General features: G+C 58.3%; 19 protein-coding genes. 12 read left to right on the top strand and 7 right to left on the bottom strand.

Annotated features, from left to right (window positions below; all coding sequences use genetic code 11):
* Positions 1–38: 38 nt before the first annotated feature.
* Positions 39–1,352, bottom strand: a complete 1,314-nt coding sequence (locus tag K325_RS0114890) for a DEAD/DEAH box helicase (protein WP_029655063.1) — start codon at positions 1,350–1,352, stop codon at positions 39–41.
* A gap of 313 nt (positions 1,353–1,665) precedes the next feature.
* Between K325_RS0114890 and K325_RS0114885 the strand changes: the two genes are divergently transcribed.
* Positions 1,666–2,478, top strand: coding sequence for a TlpA disulfide reductase family protein (locus tag K325_RS0114885; protein ID WP_029655062.1), 813 nt, complete (start codon positions 1,666–1,668; stop codon positions 2,476–2,478).
* A gap of 8 nt (positions 2,479–2,486) precedes the next feature.
* Here K325_RS0114885 and K325_RS0114880 read toward each other — a convergent pair whose 3' ends face one another.
* On the bottom strand, positions 2,487–2,852 hold the full coding sequence (locus K325_RS0114880; RefSeq protein WP_029655061.1) for a MerR family transcriptional regulator: 366 nt from the start codon (positions 2,850–2,852) through the stop codon (positions 2,487–2,489).
* 79 nt (positions 2,853–2,931) lie between these two features.
* Here K325_RS0114880 and K325_RS0114875 point away from each other — a divergent pair, with 79 nt between their 5' ends.
* On the top strand, positions 2,932–3,999 hold the full coding sequence (locus K325_RS0114875; protein WP_228128464.1) for an SDR family oxidoreductase: 1,068 nt from the start codon (positions 2,932–2,934) through the stop codon (positions 3,997–3,999).
* A 1-nt stretch (position 4,000) separates the two neighbouring features.
* On the opposite strand, the gene K325_RS0114870 is transcribed toward K325_RS0114875, so the two are convergent.
* Entirely contained in the window at positions 4,001–5,527 is a 1,527-nt protein-coding gene (locus K325_RS0114870) for a flavin-containing monooxygenase (protein WP_029655059.1), read from the bottom strand.
* A gap of 246 nt (positions 5,528–5,773) precedes the next feature.
* Between K325_RS0114870 and K325_RS0114865 the strand changes: the two genes are divergently transcribed.
* Positions 5,774–6,805: a histone deacetylase family protein gene (locus K325_RS0114865; protein ID WP_029655058.1), complete on the top strand. Its 1,032-nt coding sequence runs from the start codon at positions 5,774–5,776 to the stop codon at positions 6,803–6,805.
* A 97-nt stretch (positions 6,806–6,902) separates the two neighbouring features.
* Complete coding sequence (locus K325_RS0114860) at positions 6,903–7,574, top strand: transglutaminase-like domain-containing protein (protein ID WP_029655057.1); 672 nt, start codon at positions 6,903–6,905, stop codon at positions 7,572–7,574.
* 82 nt (positions 7,575–7,656) lie between these two features.
* On the opposite strand, the gene ahpF is transcribed toward K325_RS0114860, so the two are convergent.
* Entirely contained in the window at positions 7,657–9,222 is a 1,566-nt protein-coding gene (gene ahpF, locus K325_RS0114855; protein ID WP_029655056.1) for an alkyl hydroperoxide reductase subunit F, read from the bottom strand.
* A 306-nt stretch (positions 9,223–9,528) separates the two neighbouring features.
* On the opposite strand from ahpF, the gene K325_RS0114850 reads away from it, so the two are divergent.
* A complete protein-coding gene (locus tag K325_RS0114850) occupies positions 9,529–11,361 on the top strand; it encodes a 5'-nucleotidase C-terminal domain-containing protein (protein WP_051146672.1) in 1,833 nt (610 codons plus the stop codon).
* Positions 11,362–11,446: 85 nt separating this feature from the next.
* Here the strand turns inward: K325_RS0114850 and ahpC are convergent, their stop codons facing one another.
* The 3 genes from ahpC to yedE all read right to left on the bottom strand — a co-directional run bounded on the left by ahpC (position 11,447) and on the right by yedE (position 13,718).
* Complete coding sequence (gene ahpC / locus K325_RS0114845) at positions 11,447–12,010, bottom strand: alkyl hydroperoxide reductase subunit C (RefSeq protein ID WP_084694255.1); 564 nt, start codon at positions 12,008–12,010, stop codon at positions 11,447–11,449.
* A gap of 279 nt (positions 12,011–12,289) precedes the next feature.
* Positions 12,290–12,529 carry a sulfurtransferase-like selenium metabolism protein YedF gene (gene yedF / locus K325_RS0114835; protein ID WP_029655053.1) on the bottom strand — a complete coding sequence of 80 codons (240 nt, stop codon included), beginning with the start codon at positions 12,527–12,529 and terminating at the stop codon, positions 12,290–12,292.
* Position 12,530: 1 nt separating this feature from the next.
* Entirely contained in the window at positions 12,531–13,718 is a 1,188-nt protein-coding gene (gene yedE, locus K325_RS0114830; protein ID WP_036193633.1) for a selenium metabolism membrane protein YedE/FdhT, read from the bottom strand.
* Between the two features lie 276 nt (positions 13,719–13,994).
* On the opposite strand from yedE, the gene K325_RS0114825 reads away from it, so the two are divergent.
* The 7 genes from K325_RS0114825 to K325_RS0114795 all read left to right on the top strand — a co-directional run bounded on the left by K325_RS0114825 (position 13,995) and on the right by K325_RS0114795 (position 20,497).
* Positions 13,995–14,597, top strand: coding sequence for a cysteine hydrolase family protein (locus K325_RS0114825; protein ID WP_029655051.1), 603 nt, complete (start codon positions 13,995–13,997; stop codon positions 14,595–14,597).
* 239 nt (positions 14,598–14,836) lie between these two features.
* Entirely contained in the window at positions 14,837–15,565 is a 729-nt protein-coding gene (locus tag K325_RS0114820; protein ID WP_156836608.1) for a DUF4377 domain-containing protein, read from the top strand.
* A 105-nt stretch (positions 15,566–15,670) separates the two neighbouring features.
* Positions 15,671–16,555 (top strand): LysR family transcriptional regulator, encoded by an 885-nt coding sequence (locus tag K325_RS0114815; protein ID WP_029655049.1) that lies wholly within the window; start codon positions 15,671–15,673, stop codon positions 16,553–16,555.
* A 116-nt stretch (positions 16,556–16,671) separates the two neighbouring features.
* The gene (locus tag K325_RS0114810) at positions 16,672–17,463 is read left to right on the top strand and encodes a putative hydro-lyase (RefSeq protein WP_029655048.1); all 792 of its coding nucleotides are present in this window, start codon (positions 16,672–16,674) and stop codon (positions 17,461–17,463) included.
* Positions 17,464–17,495: 32 nt separating this feature from the next.
* On the top strand, positions 17,496–18,557 hold the full coding sequence (locus tag K325_RS0114805; RefSeq protein ID WP_029655047.1) for a TRAP transporter substrate-binding protein: 1,062 nt from the start codon (positions 17,496–17,498) through the stop codon (positions 18,555–18,557).
* 63 nt (positions 18,558–18,620) lie between these two features.
* Positions 18,621–19,214, top strand: a complete 594-nt coding sequence (locus K325_RS0114800) for a TRAP transporter small permease subunit (RefSeq protein ID WP_029655046.1) — start codon at positions 18,621–18,623, stop codon at positions 19,212–19,214.
* The gene (locus K325_RS0114795) at positions 19,214–20,497 is read left to right on the top strand and encodes a TRAP transporter large permease (protein ID WP_029655045.1); all 1,284 of its coding nucleotides are present in this window, start codon (positions 19,214–19,216) and stop codon (positions 20,495–20,497) included. The genes K325_RS0114800 and K325_RS0114795 overlap by 1 nt, the downstream gene beginning before the upstream one ends.
* Positions 20,498–20,518: the final 21 nt, after the last annotated feature.

The raw sequence follows: 20,518 nt of genomic DNA, 5'->3' as shown, positions 1-20,518 counted from the left end.
CTCGGCCCCGCTTTTTTATGTCTGAACGCCGTGAAGCATCAGGCGCTCTGGCGCTGGCTCGGGCGACCTGAACGTCCCTCGCCCTGGCTCTGCCCACCCCGGCCACGACCACCACTACGGCCTGCCGGTTTCGGGCCAAAGCTTTTGCCATTGCCGTTTTGCGGCCGACGATTTCGGGCCTTGCTGGGATCTGCCTTCGCTTTCGGTTTCAGCGGCAGGTTGTTTTTCGGCTCGAAGCCTTCCACTTCCTTACGTGGCAGCTGCTTTTTAATCAGCTTTTCAATGCCCGCCAGCAGCTTGCCTTCATCGGCACTCACCAGTGACAGAGCATGACCGCTTTCACCGGCACGACCGGTGCGACCAATCCGGTGCACATAATCTTCCGGCACGTTGGGGAGCTCAAAGTTCACAACCTGAGGCAGTTGCTTGATGTCCAGGCCACGGGCTGCAATGTCGGTCGCCACCAAGACACGCACTTCACCCGCCTTGAAGTTGGCGAGAGCACGGGTACGGGCACCCTGAGACTTGTTGCCGTGGATGGCAGCCGCTGTAATCCCGTCTTTTTCCAGCTTCTGGGTCAAACGGTTAGCACCGTGTTTGGTCCGGGTGAACACCAGCACCTGTTCCCAGCCATTGTCCCGGACCAGCTTGCTGAGCAGCGCGGTTTTCTGGCTCTGATCCACCGGGTACACCGACTGCTTCACTTTTTCAGCCGTGGTGTTACGGGCGGCCACTTCCACCTGCACGGGGTTATTCAACAGCCCCTGCGCCAGGGACCGGATATCGTTGGAGAAGGTGGCGGAGAACAGCAGGTTCTGCCGCTGGGTCGGCAACAGGGCAAGGATCTTGCGGATGTCGCGGATAAAGCCCATGTCGAGCATGCGGTCCGCCTCATCCAGGACCAGAATCTCCACTTCGTTAAAACGAACCGCGTTCTGCTGGTACAGGTCCAGCAAACGGCCCGGTGTGGCCACCAGAACGTCCAGTCCTTTGCGCAGCTTCATCATTTGCGGATTGATTTTCACGCCGCCAAACACCACCGCAGAGCGGGTGGGCATGTATTTGCTGTACAACGCCACACTGTCGTGAACCTGAGCCGCCAGCTCGCGGGTCGGCGCCAGAATCAGCGCCCGGGGGCCTTTACCCGTGCGCGGCTTTTCAGCCAGGCGTTGCAGTAACGGCAGGGTAAAACCAGCCGTCTTTCCGGTGCCCGTCTGGGCCGCAGCCATCACGTCTTTACCGGAGAGCACAGCCGGGATAGCCTGTTGCTGGATCGGAGACGGGGTTTCATAACCCTGATCGGAAGTGGCACGGACCAACTGCTCGGACAAACCGAGGGAAGAAAAACTCATATAAAACATTCTCTTGATTGATTCTGCCTCCACGAACACCGGAAACGGCGAATGCGGGCAGATGCCATGAAAGCCATGGAAACTAAGACGACTACGGTCACGCGCCGGGTTCGGGGTGACGTCCTCTGACAGGTCGTATGAAATGGTTCGCAACGCGGCCTGAGGCCAGATACTGCGGAATCCCTAGAGGCAGGATGCAGGCACGGTAACAGCTCGCCCGGAAAATAGCCATAAGTGTTTGCCAGCAAAGCCCGGGAACTTGCAGGGCCCCGGGCCGTCATAAACCGCCATCCCCCACAGAGACGGAGTCTGCATGTTAAGCATAAGCCTGGGGCCACTGAGCCTGTCCATCGGCCACCTGTTGCTGGTGCTGGCCTTTATTCTGGCGCTGGTGGTCGGCGGCTTGCTGGGCCGGCGCTATCGGGTACCGGTTGCGGGCTCGGTAGCCGACGTTTTTGTGGTGACGATGCTCTGCGCCCGCCTCGGCTTTGTGGTGGGCTATTTCGAACACTATCAGGACAACCTGCTGGGCATCATCGACATCCGGGACGGCGGCTTTGATGTGGTCTGGGGCCTGGTGGGCGCCCTGGCATTTACCTTGTTCCTGCTCTGGCGGCGAGTACCCGTGCGCAAACCACTGGCGATTGCCGTGGTCGCCGGTGCCGTGTTCTGGGCTGGCACTGCGGGCACCATTTCCCTGATTGAGCAACAGTCCCGGGGCATGCCCGACGTTGTTTTACGCAGCCTCGCTGGCGAAGCCGTACCTTTGTACAGCCTCGCCCAAGGCACACCCACCGTGGTCAACCTGTGGGCCACCTGGTGCCCGCCCTGCATCCGGGAGATGCCGGTTCTGGAAGCAGCACAGGCAGAACACCCCAACATCCGGTTCGTCTTCGCCAACCAGCGGGAACAGCCGGAGACCATTCAGAGTTTTATCGAAGCGCAACAATTATCACTCGACAACCTGTACCTGGACGGGCAGGGGCGGATTGCCGGTGCCGTCGGAAGCCAGGGTTTACCAACGACTCTGTTCTACAATGCTGAAGGGCAATTGGTAGACACCCATTTCGGAGAACTGTCGAAAGCAACCCTGGCACGCGGGCTGGAGAAAATTCACACCCCGTAGGCTGCAGTCTACAGGCCGTGCGCCCGGGCACTGGCTTCCAGGCGCGCCTGCTGCTGCTCCAACAAGGCGCTGACCGCCTGCAGTTCGCGAATCCTGGCCTCTACCCCAGCACGCTTGCGGGCCATCACCGCCGCGCCTTCCCGGCAGTTGATCCGGTCTGAACGGAGTGCATCCAGCAGTTCGCGGATTTCAGTCAGAGAAAAGCCCAATCCCTTGAGTTGCCGGACCATCGACACACGGTCTACGGCCTGCTCCGGATACTCCCGATAATTGTTACCACTGCGGCCAACTTCCCGCAGCAACCCCTGTTTTTCGTAGTAGCGCAGAGTGTCCCGGCTCACGCCGGTCCGCCGCTCCAGTTCCGATATTCTCACGCTGCACACTCTCCCTGTTGACGTTGGAGCATACTCCATACTTTAGGCTGCGTTCGACTCATTGAACAAGGAACGCATCATGACCATTCTCATCACTGGCGCCACCGGTTTTATCGGCAAACACCTTTGCCTTACGCTGTTGCAGCAAGGCCACCAGGTTCAGGCTCTGACCCGATCCCCGGCCAGCCTGACCCAGCTCACCGGGTTTCTGGAGCACCACGGCGCGCCCATGCAGCATTTTTCCGTTCTTGAAGGTGATCTGGACAAAGCCGGGCTCGGCCTGGCAGCACTTCCGAACGATATCGAATGCCTCGTTCATCTGGCCGCGCGATTTGCCTGGCACTTGCCCCGGCACACGGCCAGAGCGACCAACGTAGAGGGTAGTCTGCGGGTAGCCGAACTGGCCAGTCAGCTGGGCTGCAGACTGGTGTTTATCAGCGGATTCATGCTGGCAAACACCGGGTACCTGTCCGGCCTGGGCATCAACCCGGACCACTCGTCCCATACCAACTGGGACCGGGTTTACCGGCGAACCGGTGGCTACGAAGCCAGCAAACTTGAATCGGCGTTTGCCTTGCGGGCGTACGCGACACAGCACCGGTTAGAAACCGTCGAAGTCCAGCCCGCCACAGTGGCCGGCCATAGCGAAACCGGCGAGCTTGAGGCCGGGCAACCGTTGTATGGCCTGCTGGACAACCTCGCCCACGGGAGACTGGCCATGATTCCCGGTTCTGCCGGGCACTGGCTGCCGCTGATACCAGTGGACACACTGGCCCGGGCTATTGCGGCGGCATGCACCGACGACAACCCACCAGACACCTTATTGGTACTGGACCGCACCACGCCCAACCTGAAAGGGCTGCTGCAGGAGGCGGCAACGGCTCTTGGCACGACGGCTCCCCGCAGGCACTTACCCATGGGCATCATGAAAGCTCTGCTGTCGATTCCCGGGCTTCCCGGCTTACTGAACGTTGCCCGGGAGTCTCTGGACTTCATCCAGACCTGTCGGTTCGACACCTCAGGTACCGACCTTTTCCTCAGGCTGCATGGCATCGAAATACCGCCGTTTGGGCGCTCTCTCCGGGCCAGCGGCCAGCGCTACCGGCTGACCCTGAACCCTGCCCCGCAAGCACCACGCCGGAACTGACTCAGGTGCCAAACAGGGCGGAGCGCAGCGGGCGAAGGAAACCGTTTGAGCGGTCCTTGCTGACCTCGCTGGGCTTACCGTCCAATTCCAGATAGCCGTCTTCAATAGGGTCGAAGCGAAGGATTTTCACATCCTCCAGATAGTTCTGGGAGGCCTTCCAGGGCCCATGAGTGCCCTGACGCGGCAAACGGTCTTCAGCGCGCTTGATGTAACCGGCATCCAGAGAGCCCAGGATGGTTTCATCACCCCGGCTGTTCCCGGCATCGCGGGGAACGGCTACCTGCTGCCCATTGCGGTCCATATGGTTGATCAGACGACATAGATACTCGCTGGCGATATCAGCCTTCAGGGTCCAGGAAAGGTTGGTGTAGCCAAACACCATGCCGGCATTGGGCACACCTTCCACCATCACATTTTTGTAGATCACCTTGTCTTTCAGCACCACCGGCTGACCATCCACGCTGGGTCTGATCCCACCAAGCATCTGGATATCCAGGCCCGTGGCCGGAATAATGATGTCGGCTTCCAGTTCCTCGCCGGAAGCCAGGCGAATGCCGGTTTCCGTAAAACGTTCGATGTGATCGGTTTTGATCGAAGCCGTTCCGGCCTTGAGGGCCTCAAACAAGTCACCATCCTTCACCACACACAGGCGCTGATCCCAGGGGTTGTAGTCCGGGCTGAAATGTCGCATATCCGCCTTACCGTTCAGTTGTCGCCGAATGATCGACAGAAACAGGCGGCGCATGGCCCTCGGGCTCTTGCGGGAACGTTCGTACAACAACCGCGAAACCGAGATGTTACGGGCCCGCGTCAAACGGTAAGCCACTTTTGCGGGCAGGACCTTCTGTAAGGCCAGGGTCACCTTATCGGTTGAAGGCAGCGGCATCAGATAGGTCGGCGAGCGCTGCAACATGGTCACGTGGTCCGCTTTCTCAGCCATCGTCGGCACCAGGGTAATGGCCGTGGCACCACTGCCGATAACCACCACCTTCTTACCCCGATAGTCCAGATCTTCCGGCCAATGTTGCGGATGCACCACCTGCCCCTGGAAATCGCTCTCACCCGGGAAGTCCGGCTTATAGCCGCGATCGTAGTTGTAATAGCCGGTGCAGCCCACAAGAAAACCGGCGGTGTAGGTTTCCTGATCGCCGGTCTGCTCGTTCTCTGCGGTCAGGGTCCAGCGTTTGTCGGCGCCGGACCAGTCCGCGGTCTTAACCGCAACACCATACCGGATATGGCGGTCCACATCGTTTTCCCGGGCAGTTTCCGCAACATACTGTTTGATGGAGGCACCATCAGCGAGCACCTGCCCTCCGGTCCAGGGCCGGAAGTTGTAACCGAAGGTGAACATGTCGGAATCCGAACGGATACCCGGATACCGGAACAGGTCCCAGGTGCCGCCGAGCGACTGGCGGCGCTCCAGAATAGCAAAGCGTTTACCGGGGCATTCCCGCACCAGATGACAGGCCATACCAATACCTGAAACACCGGCGCCAATGATCAAGACATCGTAATGCTGATTCCCCATAACCTGCTCCCCGGATTCCGATCCGTTTCTTATCGTGTCGTGTTGAAAATGACGATAGCGCAGGCTGGCCTGCCCGTGGATTGGCCAATGTGCACTCCACTTGCAGCGATTTGAGCCAGTCTCCATATCTTTGTGGCCCCCCCGGCACCACACCGGTTCTTCGGCCTGCCACATTGGTCGGGTTTGAGCCATCCGAAGCGCTGTGCGACAGTGGGTGCAGAATCAGGACTCAGGATACCTTTGCCCATGAAAACTGTTTTCTCTCCCCTGCATAGTCGTCGCCACGTTCAGACCGAACTCGACGGTGGCCTGTTGATCGCCCCCCACGAAAAGCCTTCCCGGGCAGAAACCATACTGGCCCGGGTGAAAGACCAGGCTCTGGGTGAGATTCTGGAACCCGAGGAGTTCGGCCTGGGGCCCATCACGCGCGTGCACACGCCGGACTACGTCGCGTTTCTGGAAACCTGCTGGCGGGACTGGCAGGCCGAGGGCAAACCCGGAGAGGCCATTCCCGCCGTCTGGGCGGGGCGCGGCATGCGCCACCGAGTCCCCAAAGACATTGATGGTCGCCTGGGGTATTACAGCTTTGCCGCCGAGACCTCTATTTCCGATGGCACCTGGGAAGCTGCAAGGGCCTCGGCTAACGTTGCACTCACGGCCCAGAAGCTGGTTGCGCAGGGGGAACGGGCCGCTTTCGCCCTGTGCCGCCCTCCCGGGCACCACGCTCACGCCGACCTGTTTGGGGGGTACTGTTTCTTCAACAACGCTGCCGTGGTGGCCCAGGCGTTCCGCGATCAGGGCTATGGCAAGGTGGCCATCCTGGATGTGGATTTCCACCACGGCAACGGAACACAGGCCATTTTCTACAACCGTGCCGACGTGCTCACCATCAGCCTGCACGGCGACCCGGACCTGGTGTTCCCCCATTTCCTGGGCTTCGAGGATGAGCTGGGAGAAGGCCCCGGTGAAGGCTATAACCTCAACATCGTCTACCCGCCAGGCACCCCCTACAGCACCTGGAGCCAGGGCCTGGAGACGGCTTGCAGGCGGATTGAAGCGTTCAAACCCGATGCTCTGGTGGTGGCGCTGGGCGTGGATACCTTTGAAGGCGACCCCATCTCCTTTTTCAAGCTCACTTCGGCAGACTACCTGACGCTGGGTAACCGGCTGCAGCAACTGGGTCTGCCAACGGTGTTCACCATGGAAGGCGGTTACGATGTCGACGCCATTGGCGTGAATGCCGTCAATGTAATGCAGGGCTTTGACGGGAAATCGTGAGCGAACCGGGCAATGGCTTTGGCGGAAACGGCCATTGCCTGTAGCTTGCTAATCGGGTGATCATCACCCGATCATACGCCACCTCTGGAAGCCCGGAATGGAAAACTATCTGCAAGCCACACCGTTCTTCGACTACGATCATCCGGCTGTGTCCGCCTGGATAAAGGCGCAGTTGGAAGGCGTGCCAGAGGACCCGGTCGAACAGATCAAGACACTTTACCTGGCCGTCCGCGACGAGATTCAGTACAACCCTTACGTCTTCCAGACAGACCCGAACACCCTGTCTGCCAGTTACGCCCTGGAAAGCGGGGAAACCTACTGCATCCCGAAAGCCGTACTTCTGGGAGCAGCAGCCCGCTCAATCGGCATACCCAGCAGGCTGGGCCTGGCCGACGTTCGAAATCACCTGTCCAGCCCGAAACTGATCGAATGGCTGCGTTCAGACATCTTCCGGATGCACGGCTTTATCGAGCTGTACCTGAACGGCCAGTGGGTAAAAGCAACCCCGGCGTTCAACCGGCAACTGTGCGAACTGATGAACGTGGAGCCCCTGCCGTTCGATGGCCTCCACGATTCCGTGTTCCAGGAATTCACCGAAGATGGCCAGGCTCATATGGAGTACATCAACGATCACGGGGTGTTTGACGACGTGCCCTTCGGATTTATCGTTGACGGAGTGCGGGCAGCCTACGGCCATCTGTTTGAACCTGATGGGCAGCCCGGCGTCACCAACGGCAGCCTGGAACAGGACGTTGCCGGGCACTCCTGAGACATAAAAAAACCGGCAACCCACGTCCTGTGGGTGCCGGTTTCAGGGGTCAGCCTGAATGGGTCAGGCCAGTGTGAATGGCTTACTCCGCCGAGTTACGAATCAGGAAGTCAAAGGCACTCAAAGCCGCCTTTGAGCCCTCGCCCATCGAGATCACGATCTGCTTGTAGGGCACGGTGGTCGCATCACCCGCCGCAAACACGCCCGGGATCGACGTTTCATTGCGATCGTTGATCACGATTTCGCCATGCTGGCTCAGCTCAATGTCCCCTTTCAGCCACTCGGTGTTGGGCACCAGACCGATCTGAACAAACACGCCTTCCAGAGCCACATGGCGCGATTCGCCGGTGTTACGGTCGGTGTAGGTCAGGCCGTTCACCCTGCCATTTTCACCCGTAATTTCGGTGGTCTGGCCAGAGGTGATGATGTCCACATTCTTCAGGCTGCGCAGCTTCTTCTGCAGCACCTCATCCGCCCGCATCTCCGCTCCAAACTCCACCAGCGTCACATGGCCGACAAGACCAGCCAGATCGATGGCCGCTTCCACGCCTGAGTTACCTCCACCGATCACCGCCACTCGCTTGCCCTTGAACAGCGGGCCATCGCAGTGCGGGCAGTAAGCTACCCCTTTGTTGCGGTACTCGTCCTCGCCGGGCACACCCAGTTGGCGCCAGCGAGCGCCAGTAGACAGAACCACCGTGCGGGCCTTCAGAGAGGCGCCGTTAGCCAGCTGCACTTCGTGCAGGCCGCCAGCCTGTGCTGCGGGAATCAGCTTCTCCGCCCGCTGCATGTTCATGATGTCCACATCGTACTCGTTAACGTGCTGCTCCATGGCAGCAACCAGTTTCGGGCCTTCGGTGTAAGGCACGGAAATCAGGTTTTCAATGCTCATGGTGTCCCCGACCTGGCCACCAAAACGCTCGGCAGCAATGCCGGTCGAGATGCCCTTACGTGCCGCGTAGATTGCGGCAGCAGAACCAGCCGGACCACCGCCGATCACCAGCACTTCAAAGGCGTCTTTCTGGTTCAGCTTCTCCGCTTCCTTCTCGGCCGAGTTGGTATCCAGTCTGGCGACAATCTCTTCCAGCGTCATGCGGCCCTGGCCCCAGGGCTGGCCGTTCAGGTACACGCTGGGCACTGCCATCACTTCACGTTGTTCAACTTCATCCTGAAACAGTGCGCCATCAATGGAGGTATGCCGGATCTTCGGGTTCAACACGCTCATCAGGTTCAGGGCCTGAACGACGTCCGGGCAATTCTGGCACGACAGCGAAAAATAGGTTTCAAACTCAAACTCACCGTCAAGCGACTGAATCTGCTCAATCACCTCCTGAGCCGCCTTCGACGGGTGCCCACCCACCTGCAGCAGGGCCAGCACCAACGAGGTAAACTCATGGCCCATCGGAATGCCAGCGAACCGAACACCAATGTCGGTGCCCACCCGGTTGATGGCAAAAGACGGCCTGCGCACATCCGAGGCACCGTCTTCACGCAGGCTGATTTTGTCCGACAGCCCCTCAATCTCTTTCAGCAGCTCCAGCAACTCACGGGACTTGGCATCATCATTCAGTGCAGCCACCAGCTCAATCGGCTGAGTCACGTTGTTAAGGTAGGTTTTCAGTTGTTCCTTGAGGTTGGCATCCAACATTTGGTGTTCCCCTGTCGTTGAAATCGTGGCTTTCAGAATCTCGGTAATAAGAAACCGCGCTTAATTGCCACCTACAATAAAGATCTTCGGGCAAGAGTTACAATTGATTACTGGAAACTAGCCTATAGGCACCAGCTATTGATCAGGCGCATACTTTCAAGAATAGCGAATCACGCCTCCCCCCCGACTCCGAAAAAGTACGCATGCCCCCGGTCTCGTCACAAAACCGACACAGTTTCGTCACACCTTCTTCTTATGGTGGCCACGAATTTTCTCAAATCATGTAGTGAAACCCGGGAGAAATGTGTGAGCAACCTGAAACAGTTAACCGCCGTCGGCTGCCTTGGCCTCAGCGTTTTATTGACCGCCTGCTCCGACGACAACGATTCCAAATCGTCCAGCCAGAAAGACAAACCTCTGGAACTGACCATCCTGCACACCAATGACCATCATTCCTATTTTGAAGGCCAGAGTTTTGACCTGGATCTGGAAATTGATGCTAACCAGCCCGGTAAAGAAAGCGTTCGCGTGGATCTGGGTGGTTTCCCGCGCATTGCCAGCGCCATCGGTGAGTACCGCGACGACAACACCCTGGTACTGAACAGCGGCGAGCTGAACGGCACGCTGTACTTCAGCCTGTTCAAGGGCGAGCTGGATTTCAAAGTCTTCAACGAGATTGGCCTGGATGCCTACGAACTGGGTAACCACGAATTTGATGAAGGCGATGCTCACCTGGCCAACCTGCTGACTCAGGTTGATTTCCCAATCCTGGCCAGCAACGTCCGGCCAACAGCAAAAAGCCCCCTGTACGGTTCCGACATCCAGCCCTACGTCATCAAGGAAATCGACAACCAGCTGGTCGGTATCATCGGAGTGCTCAAGTCTGAGAAGACCCGCGAATCGTCCATGGTCAGTGACGATGTCGTCTTTGATGACGAAATCGAATCGGTACGTACCTACGTGAACGAACTCCAGGGCAAGAGCGTGAACAAGATCATTGTTCTGAGCCACCTGGGCTACGAGTTTGATCTGGTCCTGGCCGAAAACGTGGCGGACATCGACGTGATTGTCGGCGGCGACACCCACGACACTCTGGACTCCACCGGTGAACTGGCGGGCATGGGCATCACCGTTGACGGCGGCTACCCCACCATCATTCAGAACCCGAACCAGGAGCCCGTCTATATCGTTCAGGCGTGGGAATACGCCAAAGGGCTTGGCCACCTGCGGGTGAGCTTCGATGAAAGCGGCAAGGTGACCAACGCCACCGGGAATCTGGAGCTGCTGGTAGGTGACCAGTTCCAGGTCAAAGACCAGGACGGCCAGTGGGCCGTGGCTGACACCAGCCAGACCGCAGCCATCGAACAGGCCATCGGCGGCCTGACCACCATCCGCCAGATGGCGGAAGACCAGAAAATTCTGGATCTGATTGCACCCTATAAAGCCGAACTGGAAGCCTACAAACAGCAGTCGCTGGGTTCCGTGACCGAGCCGATGCCGTTCACCCGAATTCCCACCAACTTCGCGCCTGGCGAGAAGCCAACCGGCAGCTACGCCGCTCAGGTGGTTGCGGATGCCTTCCTGACGTATCTGCCCAAGGCCGATGTGGCTATCCAGAATGCCGGCGGTGTCCGTGCGCCCCTGGAAGACGGTAACTTCACCGTGGCTGATGCCTACACGATCCTGCCGTTCTCCAACACCGTCGTTACCATTGATATGACCGGTGCCGATATCGTTCAGGTTCTGAACGAGGCTCTGGACTACGCTCAGGGCATCAGCGCCTCCACCGGCGCCTTCCCGTACTCCTCGAACCTGAGATACGACGTTACACTGAATGCCAAAGCCGGTACCGGTATCCGGAACGTGGATGTGCGTGATCCGGCCACGGGCAACTGGTCACCCATTGACCCTCAGGCCACCTACACCGTTGCCACCAACTCCTTCACCGCACTGGGTAAAGATGGCTACGTGACCTTTGGCAAGGTCCGGGAAGCCAACCCGGAGAGCTTTGAAGAATCCGACGTGGCCTACGCGGTGCCGTTGATTGAGTACTTCAGGGATGAGCTGCCAGACAACATTCTGCCGCCTCTGGACCCAGACACCTACAGTCTGAAGTCCGTCACCACCGCCACACCCTGACCCACACAAAAAAGCCCCGGCACGCGTGCCGGGGCTTTTTTTTCGCTACACCATGGCCTCCCCGAGAGGAGGCGACGGGGGTAACTTAGATCTTGCCAACCAGGTCCAGAGACGGAGCCAGAGTTTCTTCGCCTTCTTTCCACTTGGCCGGGCAAACTTCGCCAGGATGGTTGCGAACGTACTGAGCCGCTTTCACCTTGCGCAGCAGGTCATCAGCGTCACGGCCAATGCCTTCAGCCGTGATTTCAACCGCCTGAATGATGCCGTCCGGATCGATCAGGAAGGTAGCGCGGTCTGCCAGACCCTGGCCTTCACGCATCACACCGAAGTTGTTGGTGATGGTGCCAGTCTGGTCGCCAACCATGTAGTAGTTGATCTTGGCGATGGTCTCAGACGTGTCGTGCCATGCTTTGTGGGTGAAGTGAGTATCGGTGGATACAGAGAACACTTCTACGCCCAGCTTCTGCAGCTCTTCATACTTGTCAGCCACGTCGCCCAGCTCGGTCGGGCATACGAAAGTGAAGTCGGCCGGGTAGAAGAAGAAGATGGCCCACTTGCCTTTAACATCGGCTTCAGAAATTTCTACGAACTCGCCCTGCTTGAATGCGGTGGCGTTGAACGGTTTGATTTCGCTGTTAACGATACCCATCTCAGAATAACTCCTGTCGGTTCATTTAACTGATGGTGAAAACGATGCTTACATTACGGGTTTGGCTGCCCGAGTGAAAATTGATTATTTACACCCCATGGATAGCCTGAGGCTATCCATGTAAAACCTCACTCTTCAACATGCAACCGTGCAGCGTATACGCCCCACGCTGACTGATATGGGGGGTGCCCCCCAGATTTCAATCCGGTTGATGAACCAGCCTGACCGACACGAGTGACGATTTGATGGCATCGGAGATGCCAGGCAGCAGCCCATGCACTAGGCAAGAATGTAAAAAAGGTACTCCTGACCATTTTTCACAGGGCTCCGTGCCAGGGTATAGCCGTGAGCAACCGCCTCTTCTGGCACGTTTCGAAACGAACCAGGGCAATCCGTAATCACCTGCAAAAGCTCCCCCGGCTTCATGCCATCCAGCGCTTCCAAAGTGTAGATAACAGGGTACGGACAGGATTCACCTCGTAAATCCAGCGTAAAGTCAGCTTCTCTCACACTTTCCATGTTATGCAATGCCTCCTTTCAATCCAAAGTTACGGTGATAATTCTTCTCCCGATACACGGTTAACGCATACAGAATGCCAAGCATCGCGAGGGTCCCAAGAATAGCACCCAGCGGGCCTACCGTGTCGATCAGGTTGATCTTCTCACCACTTTTCACCAAGGCATCGTAGATACCAAGGTTGTCCCACCCATACGCCAGCACCGTCGCACCGATAACGTTACCGACAAAAACGGGCAGAAACAGCACCTGACCCTCCATCAACCGGTACATCATGCCCGTTTCACAACCCGATGCCATCACAATACCCAAGCCGAATAATCCCCCTCCCACCAGAGTGCTGAGAGCCGCTACCTGAGTAATCGGTGGCAAACCATAGACGCTGATAACAACAAAGGTAATAACAGAACTGGCAGCCATTCCGATCACAATGGCCTTGGCCATCAGGCTCCGCCCCACCAGAAACAAGTCCCGGAAAGCCGAGGTAAAACAGACCTGCCCGCGTTCAATAAGTATTCCGAAAGCAAGACCAAACAGCGCCCCCAGCCCAAGCAGACCCTGGCCTGTCGAGAACAGGTAACCCACAAACCCCAGATAAACAAGCGCAATAACCGCCCCAAGATAGGGCTGAATAACGCGCACTTTGACGTCAGACCCCCTGACGGCCCCACGGACCAGTGTTGGTTTGCCCTTCCACCAAGGCATTCTGGTCAACTTGGCTCCGAAAAAAGTCCCTACGCCCGTGGCAACAATGAATATCCAGGAGTGAAACGAAAACTGAGGCACCCCGGTAAAGAACGCTGCCAGATTACATCCCAGCGCCAGGCGCGCACCAAAGCCTGCAATAATGCCACCGACAAAACCTTGTACATAGCGGCGCTTGTGTTGAGGCAACCGTATCTTGAAGCTGTTGCTCAACAGCACCATCATCAGCGCCCCGATGAACATGCCCCATACAATCCAGCCATCAGGGCGACTCCAGGTAGAGCCCTCAAGCTTGATCATCTGATAATACTGCCACCCGGAAACATCCACCCCAAGCACTTGCAGAACTTCTCCCCCCAGCCGGGTAAATTCCCCGGTGACGGCCCACACGGTACCGGTCAGCCCAAAGTACAGGGCGCTGAGCAGGCCTGCCGCGACCAACACAATGTATGGATTCCAGTACCGCTGAAAAACAGGTTTAACCATGACGCTCACATCCTTTTGATCGATATCTTTGATCTGACAGACATTTCGGTATGCTGAGGTATGGTAGGCCTACGGCGACCTCGATACCACTCCGAGCACTCAACACTTTGGTACTGGCTCCGGAGGCCGGATAAATTCAGCCTTTATGCCGATATTCCGCCCCCACTGGGCCGCGTAACGTGCCAGTGTTGGGTCGGTTCTGGAACCGGTTATTCATTGCAACGAAGCCCGCTCACACCGATACCGGGCGGTTGCCAGCCAAGAGAAGGAAGCATCATGAGTGATCTGACAACCCTGCGGGACATCGTTGGCCTGGGTAACAGCGCCAGCGCCATCAGCGATTCGGCTCTGGTGATTATTGACGCCCAGAACACCTATCGCGAAGGCATCATGAAACTGGACGGCGTAGAGCCCGCGTTGCAGGAGTGCCGAACCCTGCTTGATCGTTTCCGGGCAGCCGGGCGCCCCGTGTTTCACATTCAGCACGATGCAGGCGCGGGTTCCCCCTACGACCTCACGGCCCCCATTGGCCAGATCGCAGACGTGGTCGCGCCCGCCCCGGGCGAACCGGTGATTACCAAAAACTTTCCGAACTCGTTTACCCAGACCGATCTGGATGCCCAGCTCAGGCAGGCTGGTGTTCAGAATCTGATTCTGGCCGGGTTCATGTCTCACATGTGTGTGAACTCGACGGCCCGGGGCGCGTTCTCACTTGGCTACAACCCGACCGTGGTGGCCTCAGCCACGGCCACCCGTGCCTTGCCGTCCAGAGCTTCCGGGAACACCGTCCCCTCCGGCCAGGTGCACGAAGCCGCCCTGGCGGCCCTTTCCGACCTGCCCTCGGCGGTGGTCCCGTCCCCGGCAGACGTGCCCGACTGACCATTCGCCCTCGTTTTACCGGCCCGGGCCCCCCTCCCGTCAGCACAACGGAACGGAGCCCTGGCTATCGCCCCGGCGTCAGCCGCGCCCAGCTTAAATCTTCGCAAGGTACGGGCATATTCGTTACCTTCCTATCATCTTTCCCCCCACAAAGTGCTAGTCTTCGTCAGACAGACATCGAATTTGCCAGGCAGGCGACGCCCTCAGAAGCACGCCGGCCCGGCATTCCCCGGAGGTTTATGATGAGAACCAAGAATCTGGTGCGCGCTTCCATCGCCGCCGCCCTGAGCACATCCCTGTTGGCCGGGTGCTCGGCCCTGAACTCTGCCAGCACCGGCTCCTCTGCCGCAGAGCCCACCACGCAAACTTACTGGGTCAACAGCCTGAAAGCCGACTGCGTTGGCGTAGGCCCCATGAAGTGCCTGCAGGTGCAGAAAGGAGAAAAACAGGTATCTGGTGACTGGCAAATGTTTTACGCACCGATCCAGGGCTTTGACTACGAACAGGGTTACCTCTACAAACTCCGGGTAAAAGAAACTCGCCTTCCGGCAGATAAGGTACCCGCTGATGCCTCGTCCATCGCCTACGAACTGGTTGAAGTGCTTGAAAAGCAGGCAGACAGCAAACTTCGCCTTCACGACATCTGGGTGCTTGAAGCCATTGAAGGCCAGCCGCTGGAGCTCAGTAACGAAAGGCAACGGCCTCGCCTGGAGATCAACCTCCAGGAAATGAGAGTCTCCGGTACCGACGGCTGCAACCGCGTGTTTGGCGGCATTCAGGAGGTCACCGCCGACAAGATGGTCTTTGGTCCGATTGCGGCCACCCAGATGGCCTGCCTCAACATGGAGGTTCCAGACCAGTTCCAGCAACGTCTCAGCAACGTCCGGGGCTACTCTCTGCAGGGCCTGAAACTGCACCTGCTGGATGCCCGCGGTCAGCCCATGCTGTCCTTCCAGAAAACGGATTGACCCCCGGGTCCTCAACAAGGCCTGTTATTTTCCGCCAGCGGGATTTATGGTGAGCGCAGAGTCCAAGCCGCACTTATCCTGACAGGCGTTCTTAACAGGCCATTCATGAACATCCGATCCCTCGAAACCTTTTACTGGATTGCCAAACTGGGCAGTTTCCGGGCCACAGGCGAGAAGCTGTATGCTTCCCAGCCCACCATTTCTGCCCGCATTTCAGGCCTGGAGGACGAACTCGGCGTGGAGCTGTTTGACCGCTCTGGCCGCAGCGCGGTGCTGACCGCCAAAGGGCGCGAACTTCTGATATACGCCGAGAAGATTCTGGAACTGCATCAGGAGCTCTTGGAGAAGGTCGCCGACCCGGAGTCCATCCATGGCACCATTCGGCTGGGCGTCGCCGAAACCATCGCTTACACCTGGCTGCCCAAACTGATCGAACGGATCAACGAGACCTATCCGGCCATCAACCTTGAGCTTGATGTGGATATCTCGGTCTGTCTGGCCGAGAAACTCATCAAACGGGAAATCGACATTGCCTTCCTGATTGGCGACGTGCGGCATGAAGGGTTTGTCACCAAGCACTTCTGCAGTTATTCCCTGACCTGGGTCGCCAGTGAGAAAATGACACTGCCGGAAAACCCCATCACCCTGTCCGCTCTGGCCCGGACCCCGATCATCACCTACCCGCGCATGAGTGAGCCGCACACCTATATCCGGTCGCTGATCCATCCGGTGGGGCGCTCGATTCAGATTCACTCCAGCTCCTCACTTTCCACCATTATCCGAATGACCGTAGACGGCATGGGGGTCAGTGCGTTGCCCCGCGAGATTGTCACCAGTGAACTTGAATCGGGAAAACTGCGAGAGCTTGAGGTGGAAGCCAACGTACCTGACCTGGTCTTCAACGTCGCGTATATGACAGCTCCCGGCGGCCATGTGGTGCGCGCCATTGCCGACCTTTCGCTGGCTCTGGTTGCGTCCGACAACGGCTGAAAAAGATGCAGCCTGGAACTGATCAGCTTTTTCGATCAATTTAAATTCTAAATATCGATTGGAACTGATCAATGCTTTTGCCTTAATTTAGGTACAAACCATTACAAGGCGAAAAAATGATCAGCTACAACCCTTCCCCTGCTCGGGCCGTCAGGCACCAGGCTCGTGATGGTAGCCTTACCGGCCCAACCGCCGGGCTGGCCAACGGTTTCGTTCAGGTTAATCTGGTGATCTTGCCGGAAGCCCAGGCGAATGGCTTTTTGCGTTTCTGCCAGGCCAACCCGAAGCCCTGCCCATTGATTGCCGTCAGTGAACCCGGCCAGCGGGGCTGTGAGATTCTGGCAGAGGATCTGGACATCGCCCGTGACGTCCCGTCCTACTGTGTCTACCGCGAAGGCGAGTTGGCAGGCACCTCCGGTGATGTGTCTGATCTGTGGCGGGACGACCTTGTGACCTTTGCCCTGGGTTGTTCGTTCAGCTTCGAACACGCACTGGTGCAGAACGGCGTCGCCGTTCGTCATATTGACGAAGGTCGCAACGTGCCGATGTTTAAAACGTCAATCCCACTGCAAACAGCCGGAGGATTTTCTGGCCAGATGGTGGTATCAATGCGCCCGTTCCTGGCCACTCAGGCCATCCGGGCCATCCAGATCACAACGCGGTACCCGCAGGCCCATGGCGCACCCGTGCACTTTGGCGACCCGGCCCGGATTGGCATTTCTGATCTGATGAAACCGGACTATGGTGATCCAGTATCCATTCATGCTGATGAAACGCCCGTTTTCTGGGCGTGTGGGGTCACGCCCCAGCAGGTGCTGATGGATGCCGGTGTGCCGTTCGCCATTACCCACAGCCCGGGCCATATGTTGGTAACCGACATTCCCGAGAGCCAGGTTGCCCTGCTGTAGTCCCTGGCAACAAAAAGAGAAGAGGAAACTTTATGATCAACAAAAAACAGACCATCGCTGCGACCGCGTTTGCACTTGCTCTGGCAGGGCAGACTTCCGCTCAGGAGATTGATAAAACCAGCTTTGCCTACGTCGGCAGCTGGAGCAGTCTGTCGCTGTATCAGAACTTTGAGAATCCGTTCTGGAGCAAGCACATTCCCGAAGCGTCTGGTGGCAACCTGTCCACCGCCGTGACCACCTTTGATCAGATGGGGCTGGGCGGTGGCGAGGTCTATCGCCTCATGGCCCGCAACGTCATCGAAGTGACCTCCACCGTGGCGGACTATGCGGTTCAGGACGCGCCGGAGCTGGAGGGGCTGGACATGCCCATGATGGCACCGGATGTGGAAACGGCCCGACAGGTGGCCGAAGCCTACTGGCCGGTTCTGGACGAAGCCTTCAGCGAGCGCTTCGACGGCGCCAAGGTCCTGGCCGTGGCCCCGTACCCATCACAGGTGGTGTTCTGCAACACCGAAATCAGCAGCCTGTCTGATCTGAAAGACAAAAAGGTGCGCGCCAGTGGCCGGACAACCGCAGAGTTTCTGGAAGCCGTGGGCGCCGAAGGCATCACACTGAACTACAGCGAAGTACCCGGCGCCCTTCAGCGCGGCGTCATTGACTGCGCAGTAACCGGTTCGCTGTCTGGCTACAGCTCCGGGTGGTACGAAGTGGCCACGCACCTGTACCCACTCCCGGTGGGTGGCTGGGATCATGTGGTCACCGCCATGAACGGCAAGAAATGGCGCTCCCTGTCCCCGGACACCCAGGAATGGCTGCTCAAGGAACTGAAGGAAAACTACGAAGCGCCGGTCTGGGCCTCTGCCGTTGATGAAACCAAAGAAGGCATTGCCTGCCTGACCGGCGAGGGCGAATGCTCCCGCGGCGAGCCTGGCAACATGGTTCTGGTGAAGGCCACAGACAGCGATTTCGAGCAGGTATCCCGTCATCTGGAAGAAACCCTGCTGCCAAACTGGGCGGCTCGGGTTGATCAGCGCTGGGTAGATCGCTGGAACGAGACCATCGGCAGCGTTACCGGCCTCAAAGCCTCCAAGTAAACTCCCCCAACCTTGCAGAAACAAAGAACGGGCTGTGCGCATCAGCCCGTTCTGGAGACCCCTATGTTGGAACAGATAAATTCCGGGCTCGACCGGATTCTTCAGGGCGTCCAGTCCGGCTCGCTCTGGCTGGCCAGGGCAGGCGGCGTTCTGATTCTGCTGACCGTCGTCCTGGTGACCGTCGAGATCCTGTCGCGGCAGTTGCTCGGCCGCTCGAATCTGCACGCGACCGAAATCACCGGGTACGTGATGGCCATCAGCACCAGCTGGGCGTTTGCCTACACCCTGATGCGAAAAGCCCACATCCGGATTGATGCGCTCTACCTGAAACTGCCGGTCAGCCTTCGGGGGGTACTGGACCTGATCGCCTTGCTATCGCTGGCATTGTTCTGCGTTCTGGTGGTGGGTGCCGCCTTTGAGGTTGCGGAACACTCCTACAGTGGCGGGGCTCGGGCCAACACCCCGCTGGGCACCCCGGTCTGGATTCCTCAGGCGTTATGGCTGCTGGGCCTGGTGTGGTTTTCCATCGCGGTTGTGCTGATGTCACTTCGCGTCCTCCTGGGGCTGCTGGCTGGCCAGGTGAACGACGTCCAGCGCCTGGCAGGCAGTCCAACGCTGGATGAACAGATCAGCGAAGAGAACAAGGAAACCAACTGATGATTCTGATCACTCTGACCGTACTGCTGGTCCTGCTCCTGCTGAGTGTTCCGGTGGCCGCCACCCTGATCGTTCTGGGGCTGTTTCTGGACGAGTTTTTCTCACCGTTCCCCTTGGTCAACGCCATGGGCGACGTACTCTGGTCCGCGTCAAACAGCTTTCTGCTGATTGCCATTCCGCTGTTTATTCTGCTGGGCGAGATTCTGGTGCGTACCGGCATCGCCAAAGGCACTTACCGGGCCCTTGAAAGCTGGTTCTCCTGGCTCCCAGGTGGCCTGCTGCACGCCAACATAGGTACCGCAACGCTGTTTTCCGCCACCTCCGGCTCAAGCGTCGCGACGGCTGCCACCATTGGCACCGTTGCCATCCCTCAGGGCAAAGACCTGAAGTACGACCAGCGCCTGTTCACCGGGTCCATCGCAGCGGGCGGCACCCTCGGCATCATGATTCCACCGTCGATCAACCTCATTGTATACGGCTTCCTGACCGAAACCTCCATCCCTCAGCTGTTCGCGGCGGGCATGATACCCGGGCTATTGCTGGCCTTGCTGTTCATCATCGGCACCGCACTCATCTGCCTGTGGCGCCCTTCTCTGGGTGGCCCGAGCACCCATCACTCCTGGGGCGAGCGACTCTCTGGTCTGAGGCATCTGGTCCCGGTTCTGGTGCTATTCGGTATTGTGGTTGGGTCGATCTATGCGGGCTGGGCGACTCCCACAGAAGCCGCCTCCCTCGGCGTAATCGGGGCCATGGTGATTGCCGCGATCATGGGCAAGCTGAGCAAGTCCGTGATCCTGGAAGCTCTGGAAGGCACCATGCGTACCACCGGCATGATCATGCTGATCATCATGGCGTCGTACTTCCTGAATTTTGTCCTGGCCTCTGCCGGCATCACCCGGGAGCTGACGTCATTCCTGGAAGCCGCCGGTCTTGGCCCCTACTCAACACTGCTGCTGGTCATTGCCCTGTACATCATCCTGGGTTTCTTCATCGAAACCCTGTCTCTGATGGTGATCACCATTCCGATTGTGGCACCGATCATCATCGGCATGGGCTTTGACCCGGTCTGGTTCGGCATCCTGCTGATCCTGCTGATTGAGATGGCACTGATTACACCGCCTGTCGGGCTCAACCTTTATGTGGTTCAGGGCGTGCGCCAGGGCGGCTCCTTCAACGACGTGATGGTCGGAGCTTTGCCGTACGTCGCGATGATGCTCCTGATGGCCGTCGCATTGGTGCTGTTCCCCTCAATCGCGCTGTTCCTGCCGGAACTGCTGAATTAACGCTGATCAACATACAACAAC

Origin of the sequence: Marinobacter daepoensis DSM 16072 (genome assembly GCF_000421165.1) — a bacterium.
In the GTDB taxonomy this organism is placed as follows: Bacteria; Pseudomonadota; Gammaproteobacteria; order Pseudomonadales; family Oleiphilaceae; genus Marinobacter; species Marinobacter daepoensis.
Note: the sequence above shows the minus strand (reverse complement) of the source record. Positions and strands in the feature narration are given on the sequence as shown.